16 protein-coding genes, 2 tRNA genes and 1 pseudogene are annotated in these 17,680 nt (G+C 76.3%); 7 read left to right on the top strand and 12 right to left on the bottom strand.

Annotated features, from left to right (window positions below; genetic code table 11):
* The first annotated feature begins 13 nt into the window (after window positions 1-13).
* The 6 genes and pseudogenes from EQG70_RS18725 (at window position 14) to EQG70_RS05590 (ending at window position 4,520) form a co-directional block, all read left to right on the top strand.
* Window positions 14-996: pseudogene (locus tag EQG70_RS18725) on the top strand (NUDIX hydrolase).
* 129 nt (window positions 997-1,125) lie between these two features.
* A complete protein-coding gene (locus tag EQG70_RS05610; RefSeq protein ID WP_017834242.1) occupies window positions 1,126-1,968 on the top strand; it encodes a thymidylate synthase in 843 nt (280 codons plus the stop codon).
* The gene (locus EQG70_RS05605) at window positions 1,965-2,564 is read left to right on the top strand and encodes a dihydrofolate reductase (RefSeq protein WP_017834243.1); all 600 of its coding nucleotides are present in this window, start codon (window positions 1,965-1,967) and stop codon (window positions 2,562-2,564) included. The genes EQG70_RS05610 and EQG70_RS05605 overlap by 4 nt, the downstream gene beginning before the upstream one ends.
* Before the next feature lie 26 nt (window positions 2,565-2,590).
* Window positions 2,591-2,983, top strand: a complete 393-nt coding sequence (locus EQG70_RS05600; protein ID WP_017834244.1) for a GNAT family N-acetyltransferase — start codon at window positions 2,591-2,593, stop codon at window positions 2,981-2,983.
* A gap of 10 nt (window positions 2,984-2,993) precedes the next feature.
* The gene (gene asd / locus EQG70_RS05595) at window positions 2,994-4,136 is read left to right on the top strand and encodes an aspartate-semialdehyde dehydrogenase (protein WP_031283394.1); all 1,143 of its coding nucleotides are present in this window, start codon (window positions 2,994-2,996) and stop codon (window positions 4,134-4,136) included.
* Window positions 4,137-4,139: 3 nt separating this feature from the next.
* Window positions 4,140-4,520, top strand: coding sequence for a GntR family transcriptional regulator (locus tag EQG70_RS05590; protein ID WP_017834246.1), 381 nt, complete (start codon window positions 4,140-4,142; stop codon window positions 4,518-4,520).
* 96 nt (window positions 4,521-4,616) lie between these two features.
* On the opposite strand, the gene EQG70_RS05585 is transcribed toward EQG70_RS05590, so the two are convergent.
* Genes EQG70_RS05585 through EQG70_RS05570 form a run of 4 tightly spaced genes read right to left on the bottom strand, consistent with a single transcriptional unit; the run spans window position 4,617 to window position 7,113 of the window.
* A complete protein-coding gene (locus EQG70_RS05585; RefSeq protein WP_035924921.1) occupies window positions 4,617-5,012 on the bottom strand; it encodes a TIGR02611 family protein in 396 nt (131 codons plus the stop codon).
* Between the two features lie 10 nt (window positions 5,013-5,022).
* Window positions 5,023-6,138 (bottom strand): UDP-N-acetylmuramate dehydrogenase, encoded by a 1,116-nt coding sequence (locus EQG70_RS05580; protein WP_017834248.1) that lies wholly within the window; start codon window positions 6,136-6,138, stop codon window positions 5,023-5,025.
* 43 nt (window positions 6,139-6,181) lie between these two features.
* Window positions 6,182-6,661 (bottom strand): MaoC family dehydratase, encoded by a 480-nt coding sequence (locus EQG70_RS05575; RefSeq protein WP_031283397.1) that lies wholly within the window; start codon window positions 6,659-6,661, stop codon window positions 6,182-6,184.
* Between the two features lie 2 nt (window positions 6,662-6,663).
* Complete coding sequence (locus EQG70_RS05570) at window positions 6,664-7,113, bottom strand: MaoC family dehydratase N-terminal domain-containing protein (RefSeq protein WP_035924924.1); 450 nt, start codon at window positions 7,111-7,113, stop codon at window positions 6,664-6,666.
* A 110-nt stretch (window positions 7,114-7,223) separates the two neighbouring features.
* On the opposite strand from EQG70_RS05570, the gene EQG70_RS05565 reads away from it, so the two are divergent.
* Window positions 7,224-8,369: a calcium/sodium antiporter gene (locus tag EQG70_RS05565; protein WP_109268127.1), complete on the top strand. Its 1,146-nt coding sequence runs from the start codon at window positions 7,224-7,226 to the stop codon at window positions 8,367-8,369.
* Between the two features lie 58 nt (window positions 8,370-8,427).
* Here the strand turns inward: EQG70_RS05565 and EQG70_RS05560 are convergent.
* The 8 genes from EQG70_RS05560 to EQG70_RS05525 all read right to left on the bottom strand — a co-directional run bounded on the left by EQG70_RS05560 (window position 8,428) and on the right by EQG70_RS05525 (window position 17,542).
* Window positions 8,428-8,501, bottom strand: a tRNA-Met gene (locus EQG70_RS05560).
* A gap of 61 nt (window positions 8,502-8,562) precedes the next feature.
* Window positions 8,563-8,634 (bottom strand) — tRNA-Thr (locus EQG70_RS05555).
* A 182-nt stretch (window positions 8,635-8,816) separates the two neighbouring features.
* Window positions 8,817-9,257 carry a hypothetical protein gene (locus tag EQG70_RS05550; RefSeq protein ID WP_109268128.1) on the bottom strand — a complete coding sequence of 147 codons (441 nt, stop codon included), beginning with the start codon at window positions 9,255-9,257 and terminating at the stop codon, window positions 8,817-8,819.
* A gap of 54 nt (window positions 9,258-9,311) precedes the next feature.
* Window positions 9,312-11,849 carry a phosphotransferase gene (locus tag EQG70_RS05545; RefSeq protein WP_126346188.1) on the bottom strand — a complete coding sequence of 846 codons (2,538 nt, stop codon included), beginning with the start codon at window positions 11,847-11,849 and terminating at the stop codon, window positions 9,312-9,314.
* Entirely contained in the window at window positions 11,846-13,675 is a 1,830-nt protein-coding gene (locus tag EQG70_RS05540; RefSeq protein ID WP_109268130.1) for an ABC transporter ATP-binding protein, read from the bottom strand. The genes EQG70_RS05545 and EQG70_RS05540 overlap by 4 nt, the downstream gene beginning before the upstream one ends.
* A complete protein-coding gene (locus EQG70_RS05535) occupies window positions 13,672-14,943 on the bottom strand; it encodes a glycosyltransferase family 4 protein (protein WP_109268131.1) in 1,272 nt (423 codons plus the stop codon). Before EQG70_RS05535 ends, EQG70_RS05540 begins: the two co-directional genes overlap by 4 nt.
* Complete coding sequence (locus EQG70_RS05530) at window positions 14,943-16,334, bottom strand: glycosyltransferase (protein WP_109268132.1); 1,392 nt, start codon at window positions 16,332-16,334, stop codon at window positions 14,943-14,945. The genes EQG70_RS05535 and EQG70_RS05530 overlap by 1 nt, the downstream gene beginning before the upstream one ends.
* Entirely contained in the window at window positions 16,331-17,542 is a 1,212-nt protein-coding gene (locus EQG70_RS05525; RefSeq protein WP_109268133.1) for a glycosyltransferase family protein, read from the bottom strand. Before EQG70_RS05525 ends, EQG70_RS05530 begins: the two co-directional genes overlap by 4 nt.
* Window positions 17,543-17,680: the final 138 nt, after the last annotated feature.

The raw sequence follows: 17,680 nt of genomic DNA, 5'->3' as shown, positions 1-17,680 counted from the left end.
CGAAAGAGGGGCCATGCCCAGGACCGCAGAGAAGACCACCGAGCAGCGCCCGGCCGAGAGCCCCGGCCGGGCGGGCGGCAGGACCGGCACGAGCGGCGCGGCCGGGAGCGGGCGGCCCGCCGACGTGCTCGCGGCCGGGTGCCTGTGCTGGCGCCGGACGGGCGGCGGGCTCGAGGTGCTGGTCATCCATCGGCCGCGCTACGACGACTGGTCCTTCCCCAAGGGCAAGCAGGACGACGGCGAGACGCTGCCCGAGACCGCCCACCGGGAGGTCAGCGAGGAGATCGGCCTGCTGCCGCGCCTGGGCGTGCCCCTGCCCACGATCCGCTACGACGTCAAGGACGGGTGCAAGGACGTGCACTACTGGGCCGCGGAGTTCGGCCCCGGCGCACGGCCCGAGCCCGATGGCAAGGAGGTGGACGCCGTCCGCTGGGTCTCGCCCGAGGACGCGCACCGGATGCTGACCAACCCCTCCGACCGGGAGCCGCTGGCGGCCCTGGTGGACCTGCACGAGCGCGGGGACCTCGCCACGCGCCCGGCGATCGTGGTGCGCCACGCCAAGGCGAAGCCGCGACCGGCAAGCGCCAGGCCCTCGCCGTGACCCGGCTGCTCCGGGCGTGGTCCCCCGAGCGGGTCCTCACGTCCCCCTGGCTGCGCTGCCTGTCCACCGTGGTGCCGTACGCGCGCAAGGCCGGGGTCTCCGTGCGGGAGCGCCCGCAGCTCACGGAGGCCTCGCACAAGCGCCACCCCAAGAAGGCGGCCGCCGTGGCCCAGACCATGTTCGACAAGGACACGCCGGTGGCGCTGTGCACGCACCGCCCGGTGCTGCCCACGGTCCTCAAGGTCATCGCCCGGCACGCGAGCCCAGAGCTCGCCGCGCAGCTGCCGGCCAAGGACCCGTACCTCTCCCCCGGCGAGATGATCGTGCTGCAGGTCTCCCGCCGGCACCGCCGGCGGGTGGTCTCCGTGGAGCTCGTGAAGCCCTTCGACGACTGACCCCCGGCCCGGCGCCGCAGGACCCGCGGCGCACCGTCCCGCAACCGCCGGGACCGCAGCGCACCACCCGCCACGAGCCACCCGCCACGGACCGCCCGGCCCGCCCCGACTTCCCCCGAGGAGACCCGCATGACCGCCCCCGACCCCGTGCCCGCCCCGGTGCCGACGCCCTACGAGGACCTCCTGCGCGAGGTCCTGGAGCAGGGGGTGCACAAGTCCGACCGCACGGGCACCGGGACGCGCAGCGTCTTCGGGCGCCAGATCCGCTTCGACCTGGCGGAGTCCTTCCCGCTGCTGACCACCAAGCGGGTGCACTTCCGGTCGGTGGCCCTCGAGCTGCTGTGGTTCCTGCGCGGGGACTCGAACGTGCGGTGGCTGCAGGAGCGCGGTGTGACCATCTGGGACGAGTGGGCGGACCGGGACGGGGAGCTCGGACCCGTCTACGGCGTGCAGTGGAGGTCCTGGCCCACCCCCGGCGGCGGGTCGATCGACCAGATCGCCAAGGTCGTGGAGCAGATCCGCACGAACCCCGACTCCCGGCGCCACGTGGTGACCGCGTGGAACCCCGCCGAGGTGGACGAGATGGCCCTGCCGCCGTGCCACGCCCTGTTCCAGTTCTACGTCGAGCCCCGGAAGGACGGGCCGGGGCGGCTGTCCTGCCAGCTCTACCAGCGCTCCGCGGACATGTTCCTGGGCGTGCCCTTCAACATCGCCTCCTACGCGCTGCTCACCGTCATGATCGCCCAGCAGACCGGCCTGGAGCCCGGGGAGTTCGTCTGGACCGGCGGGGACTGCCACGTCTACGACAACCACGTGGCGCAGGTCCGCGAGCAGCTCTCCCGGGACCCCTACCCCTATCCGCAGCTGCGGCTCGCCCGGCGGCCCGCCACCGTCTTCGACTACGAGCTCGAGGACTTCGAGGTCCTCGACTACCGCCACCACCCCGCGATCAAGGCCCCGGTGGCCGTATGACCGCCGGGACGACCGGGGCGATCGGGGCGATCTGGGCGCAGACCGCCGACGGCGTCATCGGCCGCGCCGGGGCGATGCCCTGGTCGCTGCCGGAGGACATGGCGTTCTTCCGGCGCACGACGACCGGCCACCCCGTGATCATGGGCCGGCGCACGTGGGAGTCCTTCCCGGAGCGCTTCCGGCCCCTGCCCGGACGGACCAACATCGTCATCACCTCCTCCCCCGGCCGGGTGGCCCGGGGCGAGGATCCCGGCGCGGTGCTGACGGCACCCTCGTACGCCGAGGCCGTGCGCCTGGCCCGGACGAGCCCCGGCGCGGAGCGCATCTGGGTGATCGGCGGCGGCGAGGTCTACCGGCAGGCCCTGGCCGACGCCGAGCACCCCGTGACGGAGGCGCTCGTGACCGTCATCGACCTCGACGCGGACGGGGACACACACGCCCCGGTGCTCGACGACGGGTGGGCCACGGAGCCGGTCCTCGGCCCGTCGGTGTCCCGCACGGGCCTGGGCTACCGGATCGAGCGGCGCACGCGCGGCCGGCGGGGACCGGGCGGAGGGACGCCCGGTTCCGGTAGCCCGGCGGCTCCGGTAGCGTGAGCTGCACCACGACCAGGAGGAACACCGTGACCGACCGGCACCCCGACCCCGCGATCCGGGACGACGAGCAGCTGCGCGTCGTGAAGAACACGGACCTCGACCGCTATGAGCTGTGGCGGGGGGAGCAGTTCATCGGCTTCGAGGGCTTCCAGGACCACGAGGACGGCACGGTCGAGCTCCAGCACACCATCATCGGCGAGCAGTTCGGCCGGCAGGGCTACGCGCGCACCCTCGTCACGCTCCTGCTGGACGGCTTCCGGGAGCAGGGCGTCGCGGTGCGCCCCACGTGCACCTACGTCCAGGACTACCTCCACCGCTTCCCGCAGTACGGGGACCTGGTGGTGCCCGGCCTCGAGCTCCCGCCGGCGCAGAAGGTGAAGGAGAAGCGCCGGCGCTGGGCCCTGCACCGCGCCCACTAGACTGGGGGCCATGACTTTTAGCTCTGGTGATTCGGTAGGGTTCGTCGGCTGGCGGGGCATGGTGGGTTCCGTGCTCATGCAGCGCATGCAGGAGGAGGGGGACTTCGGGGGCATCACCCCGGTGTTCTTCTCCACCTCCAGCGCCGGCCGGCCCGCCCCGTCCTTCGCCGGGGACGCCGGCACGCTGCAGGACGCCTACGACCTCGAGACCCTGGCGAAGCTCCCGATCGTCGTCACCGCCCAGGGCGGGGACTACACCAAGGACGTGCACGGGAGGTTGCGCGCCGCCGGCTGGGACGGTCTGTGGATCGACGCGGCGTCGACCCTGCGGATGAACGACGACGCGATCATCGTCCTGGACCCCGTCAACCGGGACGTCATCGACCGCGGTCTCGCGAGCGGCGTCAAGGACTTCGTGGGCGGCAACTGCACGGTCTCCTGCCTGCTCGTGGGTCTCGGCGGGCTGTTCCGCAACGACCTCGTGGAGTGGGCCACGTCGATGACCTACCAGGCCGCCTCCGGCGGCGGGGCCCGGCACATGCGCGAGGTGCTGGCGCAGTTCGGCGCCCTCCACGGCGTCGTCGCGGACGAGCTGGCCGATCCCGCCTCGGCGATCCTGGACATCGACCGCAAGGTGCTCGCCGCCCAGCGCGGCGACGCCCTCGACACCTCGATGTTCGGCGCGCCCCTGTCCGGCTCCCTCATCCCCTGGATCGACGCCGACCTCGGCAACGGACAGTCCCGCGAGGAGTGGAAGTCCGCGGCCGAGACCAACAAGATCCTCGGCCGCACGGACCGGTACGCCCAGGACTGGGTGCCCATGGACGGGCTGTGCGTGCGGATCGCCACGATGCGCTCGCACTCCCAGGCCCTCACGATCAAGCTGCGGGAGGACCTGCCCGTGGACGAGATCGAGCGGATCGTCGACGCCGACAACGAGTGGGCCACCGTGGTGCCCAACACCAAGGAGGACTCGATGCGGGACCTCACCCCCGTGGCGACCTCCGGCACCCTGGACATCCCCGTGGGCCGGATCCGCAAGCTCGCCATGGGGCCGGGCTACATCAGCGCCTTCACGATCGGCGACCAGCTGCTGTGGGGCGCGGCCGAGCCGCTGCGCCGCATGCTGCGCATCGCCACCGGCACCCTGTAGCCGGTGGAGGAGATCTCGATCCCGCCGGGGCTGTCGCTCGACGCGGGCGACGACCGCCCGCCCTCCGAGCAGCTCAGGCACCGCGTCCAGCAGGGCCGCGCGGACGGCACCCTGCCGGCGGGCACCCGGCTCCCACCGGTGCGCCGGCTCGCCGAGGCGCTCGGCCTCGCGGCCGGGACCGTGGCCAAGGCCTACCGCGAGCTCGAGGCCGCCGGCGTGATCGAGACCCGGGGCCGCCGGGGTAGCTTCGTGCGCGCCGCCGACCGGACCGAGGACCTGGCGGTGCAGGCCGCCCGGCGCTTCGCCGACGAGATCGCGGACCTCGGGATCCCGGCCGAGCACGCGCTGGAGCTGGTGGCCGCGCAGCTCGGCCGCTCCCGCTGACCGGGAGGGCCCGTCCGGAGGCGTCATCGCGCGCACCGGCGCGGGCCCGTGCGACCGCGGCCGCGGGGGGGCTCCCCGGCAGGAGGCCGTCCCGGCTCAGGCTCCCGGGGACCGCAGGTGCCGGGGGCCCGGCACGAGGTTGCCCGTCCCGGCGAGGGCCCGGCGGTGCCGCCCCTCGGCGGTGCGCGCCAGCCACCACCGCCAGCCGCGCATCACCTGGCCCTTCGCCCACTGGTTGAGCCGGTGCGCCCAGTGGAACTCGGTGCCCCAGATGCCGAGCCCCAGGAAGATGGCGAGCCACCCCGGGCCGGGCGTCACGAGCATGATCAGGCCCGCCAGCACGAAGACGCCCCCGAGGACCGTCACGAGCGTCCGGTAGGCCACGAACAGCAGGGGGTGGCCGCGGGACCAGCGGCGCAGCCGGCCGAGGGCTTGCCGCACACGGCTGTCGGAGCTCTCCCCCTGGGCGATCTCCTCCTCGAGGCTGCTCACGGCCGCCGCCTCAGACCGCCGTGCCCACGATGACGGGCTCGGCGACGAGGTCCACCCCGTAGACGGACGCGACGCCGTCGCGCACCGTCCGGGCCAGCGCCATGAGGTCCTGGGCGGAGGCGCCGCCGCGGTTGGTGAGGGCGAGCGTGTGCTTGGTGGACAGCGAGGCGCGGCCCCCGGCGACGGCGGCGCCGTCGAGGTCCAGGAGCTCGTTGCGGGTCCCGGGCAGGCCGAAGCCCTTGCCGAAGCCGGCGTGGTCGATGAGCCACGCGGCGGAGAGCTTGACCCGGTCCTCGAGCGGGCGCCCCGCGGCGTCCACCACGGGGAAGCGGGGGGCGTCGGCGGGCAGCCGCTCCCCCAGGGCGTCGGCCGGGAGGATGGGGTTCGTGAAGAAGGACCCGGTGCTGTAGGTGTCGCGGTCCTCCGGGTCGAGGACCATGCCCTTGCCCGCGCGCAGGGCCAGGACCGTCTCCCGCACCCGCTCCAGCGGGGCGCGCTCCCCCACCTGGACGCCGAGCCGGCGGGCGAGCTCGCCGTAGCGCACCGGGGCGCTCTCAGTACCGCGCTCGAGCCGGAACCGCACGGCGAGCACCACGTGGCGCGGGGAGCCGGCCACCGTGCTGCGCTTGAGGGCCGAGTCCCGGTAGGAGAACGCCAGGTCGGCCGGGGCGAAGTCCCGCACGCGCCGCTCCCGGCGGTCCCAGACCCGCACCAGCTCGACGGTCTGGGCCACCTCCTGGCCGTAGGCCCCCACGTTCTGCACCGGGGTGGCACCCGTGGTGCCGGGGATCCCGGCCAGGGCCTCGATGCCGACCAGCCCCTCGGCCACGGCCTGCGCCACGAGCTCGTCCCACGGGTGGCCGGCCTGGACCTCGAGGAGGGCGCCGGCGGGATCCTCGGCGAGGACCTCGACGCCGCGCGAGAGCACGTGCACCACGGTGCCCGCGAACCCGGCGTCGGCCGCGATGAGGTTGGAGCCGCCGCCCACCACGAGCACGTCCCGCCCGGCGGCGTCGGCCGCCGCCACGGCGTCGACGACCGCCTGCTCGGACTCCGCCCGCACGTAGTCGCGGGCGGGCCCGCCCACGGCGGCGGTCGTGAGGTCTGCGATGCGAGGGGACGTCATGGCGACCACCCTATCGGGCGGCCCGCGGTGCCCCGGCCCGGACTCACGCCAGCCGCACCACGGCCTGGGCCTTGACCAGCACCTTCAGCGCCGCGGCGGTCGCCGGGTCGGCTCCCTCCGCGGAGAGGTCGGGGGCGGTCACGGTGAGGTCGACGCGCACGGTGCGGGCGGCGTCGTCGAGGGCGCCGATCTTCCCGGACACCGTGAGGGCCGTGGAGGCCTCGACCGCGGTCCCGAACCGGTTGGGGACGACCACCGGCTTGGTGAAGCGCGTCTGGTAGTCGACCACGGCGCCGGGGTCACCGGCCCAGTCGGTCACGAGCTGCACGGCCGCGCCCATCGTGAGCATCCCGTGGGCGATGACGTCGGGCAGGTCCACGGAGCGGGCGAACTCCTCGTTCCAGTGGATGGGGTTGAGGTCCCCGGAGGCCCCCGCGTACCGGACCAGGTCCGCGCGGGAGAGCTCGATCCGGCGCTGCCCGATCTCCTGGCCCTTCTCGAGGCTGTCGAAGGCGATGCTCACGGTCACTGGTCCTCTCCGCGCACGAGCAGGGACGAGACGGTGGTGGCGACGTGCTCGCCGTCCGCGGCGCGGATCTCGGCGCGGGACGTCACCATCGCCCCGGAGCCCATGGCCCGGACCTGGTCGACGTGCAGCTCGGCCACGAGCTCGTCCCCGGCGACGATCGGGCGGTGGTGGGTGAAACGCTGGTCGGCGTGGACCACGCGGGAGAAGTCGATGCCGGCCTCGGGGTCGGCGATCAGGGCGGCGTCGGCGCGCTGGGCCACCACGATGGCGAAGGTGGGGGGCGCCACGAGGTCGGGGTGGCCGAGGGACCGGGCCGCCTCGACGTCGTGGTGGGCGGGGTGGGCGGCCTGGACGGCGCGGGCGAAGTCGCGGATCGCCTCCCGTCCGACGCTGTAGGGCTCGGCCGGCGGGTAGGTCCGCCCGACGAGATCGGGGTTCACGGGCATGGCAGCTCCTCGCTGGACGGGCCGCGCGCGGGCGGCGGGACCCGTCCAGTCTACGGCGGCGCGCCCCGCCCCGCCGGGCGCCGCCGTCCGGGGCACGTACACTCCTGCCCATGGATCTCCTGGACGTCGGCCGGATCGTCGCAGGGCTGGCGCTGCTGGTCCTCGGCGGAGAACTCCTGGTGCGGGGGGCGTCCGCGCTCGCCCGGCGGGTGGGGATCTCCTCCCTCGTGGTCGGGCTCACCGTGGTCTCGGCCGCCACGTCGGCGCCGGAGCTCGCCGTCACCGTCGGCGCCGTGCTGCGCGACGAGCCGGGCCTGGCCGTCGGGAACGTGGTCGGCAGCAACATCGTCAACGTCCTGCTCATCCTCGGGCTCTCCGCCCTCGTCGTTCCCCTGGCGGTGAAGCAGCGGCTGGTGCGCTTCGACCTCCCCTGGATGGTCGTGCTGTCGATCGGGCTGCTGCTCGTGTCCCTCGACGGGCGGATCGGCGCGGTGGACGGAGTGGTCCTTCTCGCCGCCGTGGTGCTGCACACGGTGCTGACCGTCGTGATCGGCCGGCGCGGTGCCCCCGTTCCCGCGGCGGCGCCGTCCGGGGACCGCGGAGCCGGCGGCGGCACCGGCGGTGCCGAGGACGTCAGGACCGAGGAGGAGCCGCCCCCGGCCTCGGTCCCCCGGTCCGTGCTGCTCGTGCTGCTGGGGATCGCCCTGCTGGTCGCCGGCGCGACCCTGCTCGTCGACGGGGCGGTGAGCATCGCCACGTCCCTGGGGGTCAGCAGCCTGGTGGTCGGGCTGACCGTGGTGGCCGTCGGGACATCGCTGCCCGAGCTGGCGACCTCCGTCATCGCGGTGCGCCGCGGTGAGCGCGACCTGGCCGTGGGCAACGTGGTGGGCAGCAACATCTTCAACATCGGGGTGGTGCTCGGCCTGCCGGCGCTGATCTCCCCCGGGGGCATCCCGGTGTCCGGTGCCGCGGTGGCCCTCGACATCCCGGTGATGCTGGCCGCCGCGGTCGCCCTGCTCCCCATCGCGTTCACCGGGTTCGCGGTGGCCCGCTGGGAGGGCGCCCTGTTCGTGGCCCTGTACGCCGCCTACACCGGCTACGTGGTGCTCGCGGCCACCGAGCACGACGCCCTGGAGGGGTTCACGTGGACCATGGCGTGGTTCGTCCTGCCGCTGATCGCGCTGACGCTCGCCGTCTTCACCGCCTACGAGATCGGCCTGCACCGTGGCCGCCGGGATCCGCTGCGCTCGCCGTGACCGGTCCGCCCGGGGACGACAAAAGCCCGTGACCGGAGGGGTCACGGGCTTTTCGCCGTAGCGGTGGACGGGCTCGATCCGTCGACCTCACGATTATGAGTCGTGCGCTCTAACCAGCTGAGCTACACCGCCAGAGGGATGGGACACCGCGGCTGACGGCCTTGACGGCCGGGCCACAGGATCTCATCACGAGAGCCCCGACCGGGAATCGATCCCGGGACCTCCATCTTACCAAGATGGCGCTCTACCACTGAGCTATCGGGGCAACGACGAAGACTCTACCAGCACGTTTCGGGAGAACCAAAATCGCCGGCCACCCCTCTCCAGCACCTCCGGAGCCGTCCTGCCGGCCCCGGATCGGACCGGGTTCTCCGGCCTGTCGGTGCCGTCCCGCCCGGCCGGGCCGGGGCGCCCCGCCACGGCCGGCAGGCGCCCCGGACCCGGTGCTCAGTCGTCCACGTCGTCGTCCCGGTCGTCGTCCCGGTCGTCGTCCCAGTCGTCGTCGAGCGGGGCGGGCTGCACGGGCAGCGGGACCTGGGCCGGGGGTGCGGGGACGGCGGGCGGGGCAGGATCGGGGGCGGCCGGCGGGGCGGGCGGGGCCGGCGGCGGCTCGACCGGAGGGACCGGCACCGCGGAGCCCCCCGCGTCCCCGCGGTCCGGTCCCGGGGCGTCTCCCCCGTCCTGCGCGGGGCCGGTGGGGAACGGCGACGACGACGGGTCCCCGGCCGGCGGCGCCGTGCCGGCCGACGGTCCCGGACCGGGGCTGCCGCTCACGGAGACACCGCCGCGCACGACCTCCACGCGGTCCGTGCCGCTCGCCGCGTTCCACAGCAGGAGCGCCAGGCCCGCGACGACCAGGAGGGAGACTGCCGACCAGAGGATCCTCATGCCCACCAGTGTCCAGGAACCGGTTGAGGGGGGCATGAGAACATGAGAGCCCTCTCAGGAACGCAGCCCGTCGAGCAGGTCCTGCGCCACAGCGCGCCACCGCGGGCGGAACGCGTAGACGCAGGCGAGCCGCAGCCGGGTCGCCTCGGCGTGCACGGCGACACGGCCGGGGTCGGCGCCCAGCACCCGGGCCACCGCGGTCACGGCCTCCTGTCCCGCCGCCCGGAGCGCGGGGTCGAGCAGGCCCTGCGCCGCGCGCAGCTCCAGGTGCACGGAGAGGTTCGCGAGGTCGAGCTCGGGCTCGCCGAGGGCCGCGGTGTCGAAGTCCAGGAGCCCCAGCCGTGCGCCGTCGAAGAGCAGCTGCTGGTCGTGCAGGTCCCGGTGCAGCACGACCCGGCCCCGCCGGTCGGCGGGCAGGGCCGAGAGCTCCGCCCCGATCCGCCGTGCCCGTGCGGCGACCGCCCCCGGCGGGGCCTCGAGCAGACCCGGGAACGCCTCGAGCCGGCCGGCCCAGCGGGCCAGCGTGCGGGCCTCGTCCTCGGCCGTGTGCGCGGGCAGCGGCTCCGTGCCCGGCGCGGCGGTGGCCAGGGCCGGCCAGCACCGCGCCCACTCCGCCCAGGCGGCACGGTAGGCGTCGTTCCGTCCCGCGGCCCCCAGCTCGTGCAGGCTCCGGCCGGGCAGCACGGAGAACTCGACCCGGTCCTCGGCCCGGGCCAGGACAGCGGGCACGGCGAAGCCCGCCGCCGTGCCCAGCCCGTGGAGCCGGTCGGACAGCTCGGCGACCCGGGCGGCCCGGCCGCGGGCCAGGAACTTGACGAAGCGGTCCGGGGTGCCGACCACCGCCCGCCGGCGGTGCCGGTGCACGACCACCCGGCCGCCGGCCGCGGCCGCCGCGGCGAGTCCCGGGAGGCGGGGGTCCTCGCCGTGGGGCAGGACGCGGACGGCCCACGGCCGCCCCGCGCCGGGGGCCGCCTCGCCCGCGCGGACGCGTCCGTGCTCGTCCTCGAGCTCGAGCACGAGCCGGGTGCCGTCCGCCGGCCAGGCGCGGCGCACCCGCAGCGGCCGCCCGTCGGCGTCCGGCACGGTCTCCGGCACGCGCACGGGGCGGGTCCGCGGGACGTGCCCACTGCCGGAGTCCACGACGTGCACCGGATCCCCGCCGGCGGGCACGGGGCCGGCGGGCACACGGTCGGCGGGCACGGCGCCGCGCGGCACGGACGGCGGGGCGCCCGGCGCGGACGGCACGGGCTCCGGCGCGAGCGTGGGGGTCACCGGCGCCCGCTGCGCCTGATCCACCAGCCGCTGCGCGAGCTCGATCCGCCGGTCCGTGCGCTCCCGCCAGTCGGCGGCGGCCGAGCGGAAGGGCTCCATGCTCCGGGCGAGGACGTGGAACGCGGCCCAGGCCAGGATCGCGGGCCACGGCGGCAGCGCCGCCCCGGACCCGTACCCGCGCAGCAGGGCGCCCGTCAGGGACAGCTCCTCGGCTGCGGCGGGGGGCTGTTCGGCGCCCGGGCCGAGGAGCTCCACGGCGAGGAAGCTGCCGAGGTCGTCGGCCGCCGTGCCGGTGCGGATCCGGTCGAGGTCGGCGAGCCGGAGCTCCGGCGCCCCCGGGCCCCCGTCGCCGCGCACGAGCACCTGGTCCGCGGAGAAGTCCCCGTGCAGCATCCGCACGGGGGCCCCGGTGCGGTCCGCCAGGGCCTCGGCCACGGCCCGGCCGGTCCGGGCGCAGCGGACGCCCGACCGCCGGTCGAGGGCGGACAGGTCGGCGGCCAGCGAGCGCAGCTTCCGGCCCGCGTCCAGGGGGGCGCCGACCCGTGCGGAGCCGAGGAGCGCCGGTCCGCGCTCGTGCAGCTGCGCCAGTGCCGTGCCCGCGGCGGCGGCGGCCTCGAGCACGGGCCCTCCGGGTCCGGTGCCGGGGCCTGGGCCGTCCGGGGCCGCGGCGCGGGCCGCGAGGTCGCCGTCCCCGAACCAGGGGTAGTGCAGCACGTGCGGTGACACGGGGAGGCCGGGGACGGGCACCGGGGCGAGCACCGGGATCCCGGCGGCGGCGAGCCGGGTCAGCAGCACCGGGTCCGCGGGGGCGGGGCCGGCGGTGAGCTTCGTGACCCGGCCGGCCCCGCCGCTGTCGGCGCCCGTGAGGACCGCGCGGCGGCGGGGGTTGTAGCGCAGCAGCCGGGCGGGGTCCCCCGGCTGCCCGAGCCGCCGGGCCCGGTCCGGCCCGAGCACGGCGAGCGCGCGCCGCAGCTCGGGGTCCGTGCCGATCGTCCCCACGGCCAGACGGTGACCGGGGCGTCCCGGCACGTCCGCGACCAGCACGGGCGCCGGCCGGCCGTCCCGCGCGGCGCGGGCCAGGACCTTCTCGAGCTTGTCCCGCCCGTCCCCGGCGGGGGCGTAGGCGGCGACCCAGTGCACCGCGCCCGTGGTCCCGGCGTCCACGCGGGCCACGACCGAGACGCCGGGCTTGTAGCGCAGGTGGCTGGTGCGCAGCGGGCCGCCGAGCTGGTGGCCGAAGAGCTCGGTGAGCCGGCCGGGGTCGAGGACCGCGGCGAGCGCGGGCAGGCTCTCCCAGGAGTCGGGCAGGTGCAGCGTCACGAACGGACCTCCCGGCGGTCCTGCGCCCGCTGCTGCTCGACCCACGCGGCGAACACGCCGTCCGGCCGGGCGAGCAGCTCCTCGGGGGCGCCGTCGAGCAGGATGCGCCCGTCCTGGACCCACAGCACGCGGTCGGCGGCGAGCGCGAGGGCGGCGTCGTGGGTCACCGCCAGGGACGTGCGGCCGCGGACCAGGCGCCCGAGGGCGTCCAGCACGTCCCGGGCGGACCGGGGGTCGAGTCCGGTGGTGGCCTCGTCGAGCAGCACGACGGGTGCGTCGCGCAGCAGGGCGCGCGCGATGGCCAGCCGCTGGCGCTGCCCGCCCGAGACGGTCGAGCCGCGCTCCCCCACCGGGGTGTCGTAGCCCTGCGGGAACGCCGTCACGAACTCGTGGGCCTGGGCGGCGGACGCGGCGGCCTCGACCTCGGCGTCGGTGGCCCCCGGGCGGCCGAGCCGGATGTTCTCCCGCACGGTGCCGTGGAAGAGGACGGAGTCCTGCAGCAGCAGGGCGGTGCTGCCGCGCACCGTGCCGAGGCTCAGGGCGCGCAGGTCGTGGCCGTCGAGGGTCACGGACCCGGCGACCGGGTCCATCATCCGCACCAGCAGGGAGACGAGGGTCGACTTCCCGGAGCCGGACGGGCCGACGACGGCGACGTGCTGGCCCGCCGGGATCACGAGGTCGACGTCGCGCAGCACGGTGCGCCCGCCGTGCTCCGGGTCCCCGTACGCGGCGTCCACGTGGTGGAGGGCGATCTCCCCGCGCACCCCGGGCAGGACCAGGGCGCCCGAGGCCTCCCGCACGTCCACGGGCTCCGCCACGAGGTCGGCCACCCGCTCCCCGGAGGCCGCGGCGCGGGCGATGCGCCCGGTGTACTTGGCCATGTCCCGCAGGGGCTTCATGCACGTCTTGAGATAGGTCGTGAACAGGACCAGGTCGCCCAGGCTCATGGCGCCCTCGAGCACCCGCAGGCCGCCGCCGAAGATCACGGCCGCGGTGGCCACGCCCACGATCACGTCCGTGGCCCGCTCGAGCGCGGCGGCCAGACGGCGGGACTGCACGCCCTGGGTGAGAGCCTGCCGGTTGGCGCGGCCGAAGGAGCCGGCCATGTGCTCCTCCAGCCCGTAGGCCTGGACGGTGCGGATCGCGCCGAGGGACTCGTGGGCGGTGTTCGCCAGCGCGCCCTCCCCCTGCCGGGTCCGGCGCGAGGCCTCGGTGATCCGCCCGGAGGACCCTCGGCCCACCAGCAGGAAGGCCAGGATCGCCACGACCACCACGAGGGCCAGGAGCCAGTCGAGGAAGAGCATCACCGTGCACATGACCAAGAGGGTGATGACGTTGGCCAGCAGCGGCAGGCCCGCGGTGACGGCCACCTCCTGGAGCTTGCCGATGTCCGAGACGAGGCGCTGGACCGTGTCCCCGGCCCGGGAGACCGAGTGGTAGCGGTCCGACAGCGCCTGGACGTGCGCGAACACCCGTTCGCGCAGGGCCGTGGAGACCCGGGAGCCGACGAGGGCGAACGCGACCGTGGCGAGGTAGTTGGCGAGCGCGCGGAACCCCACCACCGCGACCGTGGCCAGCCCGGCGGCCGCGAGCAGCTGCCACGAGGCCTCCGGGATCCACGGGTCGACGTTGTCGGCGCCGAGGGAGAGGGACACGGCGTCGACGACGATCTTCAGCGGCCACGGCTCGAGCACGCGGAAGGCCACCTCGGCCAGGAGCACCACGACGCCGCCCGCGGCGAGCAGCCGGTGCTCGCGCAGGTGCGGGGTGAGCAGCCCGAGGGTGCGCCGGAGGGCCCTGCGGTCGAGCCGCCTGCCCGCGCTCACCGCGGCGCTCCCTGCAGTGCTCCCGGTGCGGCCGGGCGCGGTGCGGCGCCGCTGCGGGGTCGCGTGCCGGTGGGATCCGGAGGGGCGAGGTCCGTGCCGGCGAGGATGCCGTCGAGCACCGCGGTCCAGGAGCGCCGGGCGACCGCGTCGCGGCGGCCGGCGCGTCCCAGGGCACGCCGCCGGCCGGGATCGGCCACCAGCGCGTCGACGGCGCCGGCCAGCGCGGTGGGGTCCGAGGGCGCCACGAGCAGCCCGGTCACCCCGTCCTCGACCGCGGCCGGCACCTGGCCCACGCGGGACGCGACGACCGGCAGGGCCGCGGCGGCGTACTCGTAGATCTTCAGCGGCGAGAAGTACTGGTCCGCGGCGTCCTCCGTGGCGGGATAGGGCGCGACGGCCACGGCGCAGTCGGCCAGCAGCCCGGGCACCGCGGCGGGGGGCACCGCGCCGGTGAACTCGGCGTCGACGCCCAGCTCGGCGGCCAGCTCCTCGAGGGACGCCCGCTGGGGGCCGTCCCCCACCACGCGCAGGCGCCAGTCGGCGGCGGCCTCCGCGCGGGCCCGGATCAGGTGCTCCACGCCGTGCCAGGGCTTGAGCGTGCCGACGAACACGACGACCGGCGGCACGGGGTCCGGTCCCCGGGCGGCGGAGTCGCGGCACGGACGGATGCGCTCCACGTTCACCCCGTTGGGGGCGACCAGGACCCGGCCGGCCGGCCCGCCGGTGTCGGCCACGGTCCGCTCCACCCAGCGGGCGACCGGCTCGGAGACGCAGGCCGTGCGCTCGGCGGCGGCGACCTGCGCGGCGAGCGCGGCGCGGGCGGCCGCCCCGTCCACGAGGTCGCGGTGGGTCCGCTGCTCGTCGATCAGCGGCGAGTTCACCTCGAGGACGCCCGGGACGCCGAGCGCGCCGGTGATCCCGGCCAGGGCGGTCGAGAACAGGGAGTGCCGCTCGTGCACCGCGTCGGCGCCGTCGGCGACGACCCGCTCCGTGATCCGGCGGGCGGCGTCCGCCTGGGCCCGCTCCCGGGCCGCGACGCGCGCGGCGCGGCCGGGAGCGGTGGACGCGGGGGCCGCCGGGACCGGGACGTGGACGACCGGGACGTCGGCGAGGTCGGCGGGGACGTCGTCGCCGACCCGGGTGGCGTAGAGGCGGACCTCGGCGCCGCGGGCGCGCCAGGCGCGCAGGATCTCCTGGACGTGGACGGAGGCGCCCTTGGTGCCGAACACGGGGACGCCGGGGTCGGCGCAGACGTAGGCGAGACGCATCAGCGGTCGGCTCCTTCGCGGAGGGGGACGGGTCCTGGGACGGGGTCGGCGGCTCGGGCAGGGGCCGGGGCGGGCTCTCGGGTCCGGCCACGGGGCGGCAGCAGGCTCGGGGCCTCCGGGGGGCGTGCGGCGTGCCGGACAGGGCCCCGGACCGGGTCGGGCTCCGCCCGGTCCGGGACCGGCGGGGGCAGCAGCGCCTGCAGGGCGGCGGCCTGGCCGGTCGAGTTGTAGTCCCGGGTCACGAGGGCGCGGGCGGCCCGGGCGGCGCCCACCCGGTCGAATCCGGGGTCGGCGACCGCGGCGAGCGCGCCGAGCAGGGCGTCGTCGTCGTCGGCGGGGACGAGGACCCCGGTGCGCGGGGCCGCGTTGCGGACCACCTCGGGGATGCCGGTGACGTCGCTCGCGATCACGGGCACGCCCATGGCCATCGCCTCGAGCAGCACGGTGGGCAGGCCGTCGGCGTTGCCGTCGGCGCCCACCGTGCACGGGGCCGCGAAGACGTCCGCGGCGCGCAGCAGCCGGCCGACCTCGGCCTGGGTGCGGGGCCCGACGAGGTCGACGACGTCCCCGGCGCCGAGCTCCGCGACCAGGGCGCGCAGCGGCCCCTCCAGCTCGCCGCCGCCGGCGACGGTGACGGACAGCCGCCCGCCCTGCTCCCGGTACCGGGCGGCCGCCCGCACGAGGCGGTCGAAGCCCTTCTTCTCCACGAGCCGCCCCACGGCCACGACCCGCAGGGTCTCCCCCACGGGCGCGGGGTCCCGGTAGGGGAAGCGGGCGAGCTCCAGGCCGTTGCGCACGAGCCGCAGCCGGTGCGCGTGCGCGGGGAACGCGGAGGCCAGGTGCCGCCGGTTGTACTCGGAGATCGCCACCACGTGCTCCGCCCGCTCGAGGGTGCGGCGCAGCCGGGCGGGGTCCACGGACTCGTGGAAGATGTCCTTCGCGTGGGTCGTCACGGAGAACGGCACCCCAGTGAGCCGGGAGGCGATCTCGGCGACGTGCGCGGCGAGGGTCGCGAAGTGCGCGTGCAGGTGCGTGATGCCCTGCTCCACGACCCGGGTGGCCAGCGCCACCCCCTGGTGGACCTCGGAGGCCTCCGTGCCGGCCAGCTCCGGGAGCAGGGCGGCGAAGCGGGGGCCGAAGCTGGGGACCACCTCCGCCGCGCGGGCCAGGACGGCCCAGCCGGCGGAGGCCCGCTCGGGGCGCTCCACGTGGTGGACCGGTGCCTGGACGCGCGCCAGCTCGGGGTGGAAGCGCGGGTCGGTGCTGTGCCGGAGGGCGAAGATCGTGAGGTCCTCGCCCTGGGCCTCCCGGGCCAGGACCTCGGTGACCACGAAGGTCTCCGAGAAGCGGGGGTAGACCTTCAGCACGTAGCCGATGCGGTGGTCGCTCACCGGAGGCCTCCGGCACGGGCCGGCACGGCCTGCGCGGGCACCGGCGGCGGGCCCGCGGGCAGGAGCCGCGCCGCGAGGACGGGCACGGCGTGCAGCCCGTCGAGCGCCAGGTGCCGGCGCAGGCGCACGGTGCCGACCACGCGGTGCAGCCAGCCGCTGAGCGCGGCGCCGGTGAGGGCGTCGGCGGTCAGCACGTCCACCGCGCCGTGGGCCTGGAGGGCGCGGGCCCGGATCAGCTGCTCCTGCCGGGGCCGGTCGCGCGGGACCAGGAGCGCGGGGGTGTTCGTGGTGAGGATCTCGGCGACCGAGTTGTAGCCGCCCATCGACACCACCGCGCTCGCGTCCACCACCTCCGCGAGCGCGTCGGGCACGGACGGCAGGACGAGGGTGCCCGGCACGGCGGCGGCGCGCACCTGCTCGGCGTGCTCCTCCGGCATCTGCGGACCCGTGATCACCACGTGCCGGTGGCCGTGGGGCACCCGGGCGCGCGCCGCCGCGAGGGTCAGGCGGTGGCCGTCGGAGCCCCCGCCGGCCATGGTGAGGACGTAGGGGCGGTCCACGCCGCTCGTGCGCCGTCCGGCGGCCCGGCCGGTGGCGAGGTAGCCGGTGTGGCGGACCAGGTCGGCGAGCCCGGCGGGGATCTCGCCGGAGGCCACCGGGTCGTGCACCGCGCGGTCGCCGTACACCCAGATCTGGTCGTACACCTCCCGCACGGGGTCCAGGTCCCCGAGCGCGGCCCACTCGCGGGCCGCGGCCGCGGGCTCGTCGAGGACCTCGCGCAGGCCGAGGACCACCGCCGTGCCGGGGCTCCGGTCCCGCAGCCTCCGCAGCGGCTCCAGCAGCTCTCGGTCCACCCCCCAGGCGTGGCGGTCGACGACGACGAGGTGCGGGCGGAAGGCCGTGAGCGCGGCGTCCACCATCCCGGAGCGCAGGGCGGTCAGGTGGCGCATGTCCACGGAGAGGTTGCGGGGCGCGTAGCCGCCCGCGCCCTTGCGGATCCCGGGCAGCACCACCCAGTCGAAGCCGTCGGGGCGCCCGTAGGACGTGGCGGCGTCGATGCCGGTCAGCAGCATGCCCGTCACCGGGCGCCCCGTCAGCGCCGGCAGGTGCTGGGCGAGGGACCGGGCGAGGGCCAGGTTCCGGCGGGTGTGGCCCAGGCCCTGGGAGTCGTGGGAGTACAGCACCACCCGCAGCTCGTCGTCGCTCATCGTGTCCTCCTCGGGGATCAGCGCCGGTGGGTCCGGCGCCGGTGCGGCTGCCGCCCACTGTGGCCGAGGGACATGATGAGAACATGAGCCGTCGATGAAAAGGTTCTCATCTGCGGACGCCCGGCCCGCCGGGACCGG

The sequence above is a fragment of the Kocuria rosea genome (genome assembly GCF_006094695.1).
Classification (GTDB): domain Bacteria; phylum Actinomycetota; class Actinomycetes; order Actinomycetales; family Micrococcaceae; genus Kocuria; species Kocuria rosea.
This window is presented reverse-complemented; position numbering and strand designations above follow the sequence as displayed.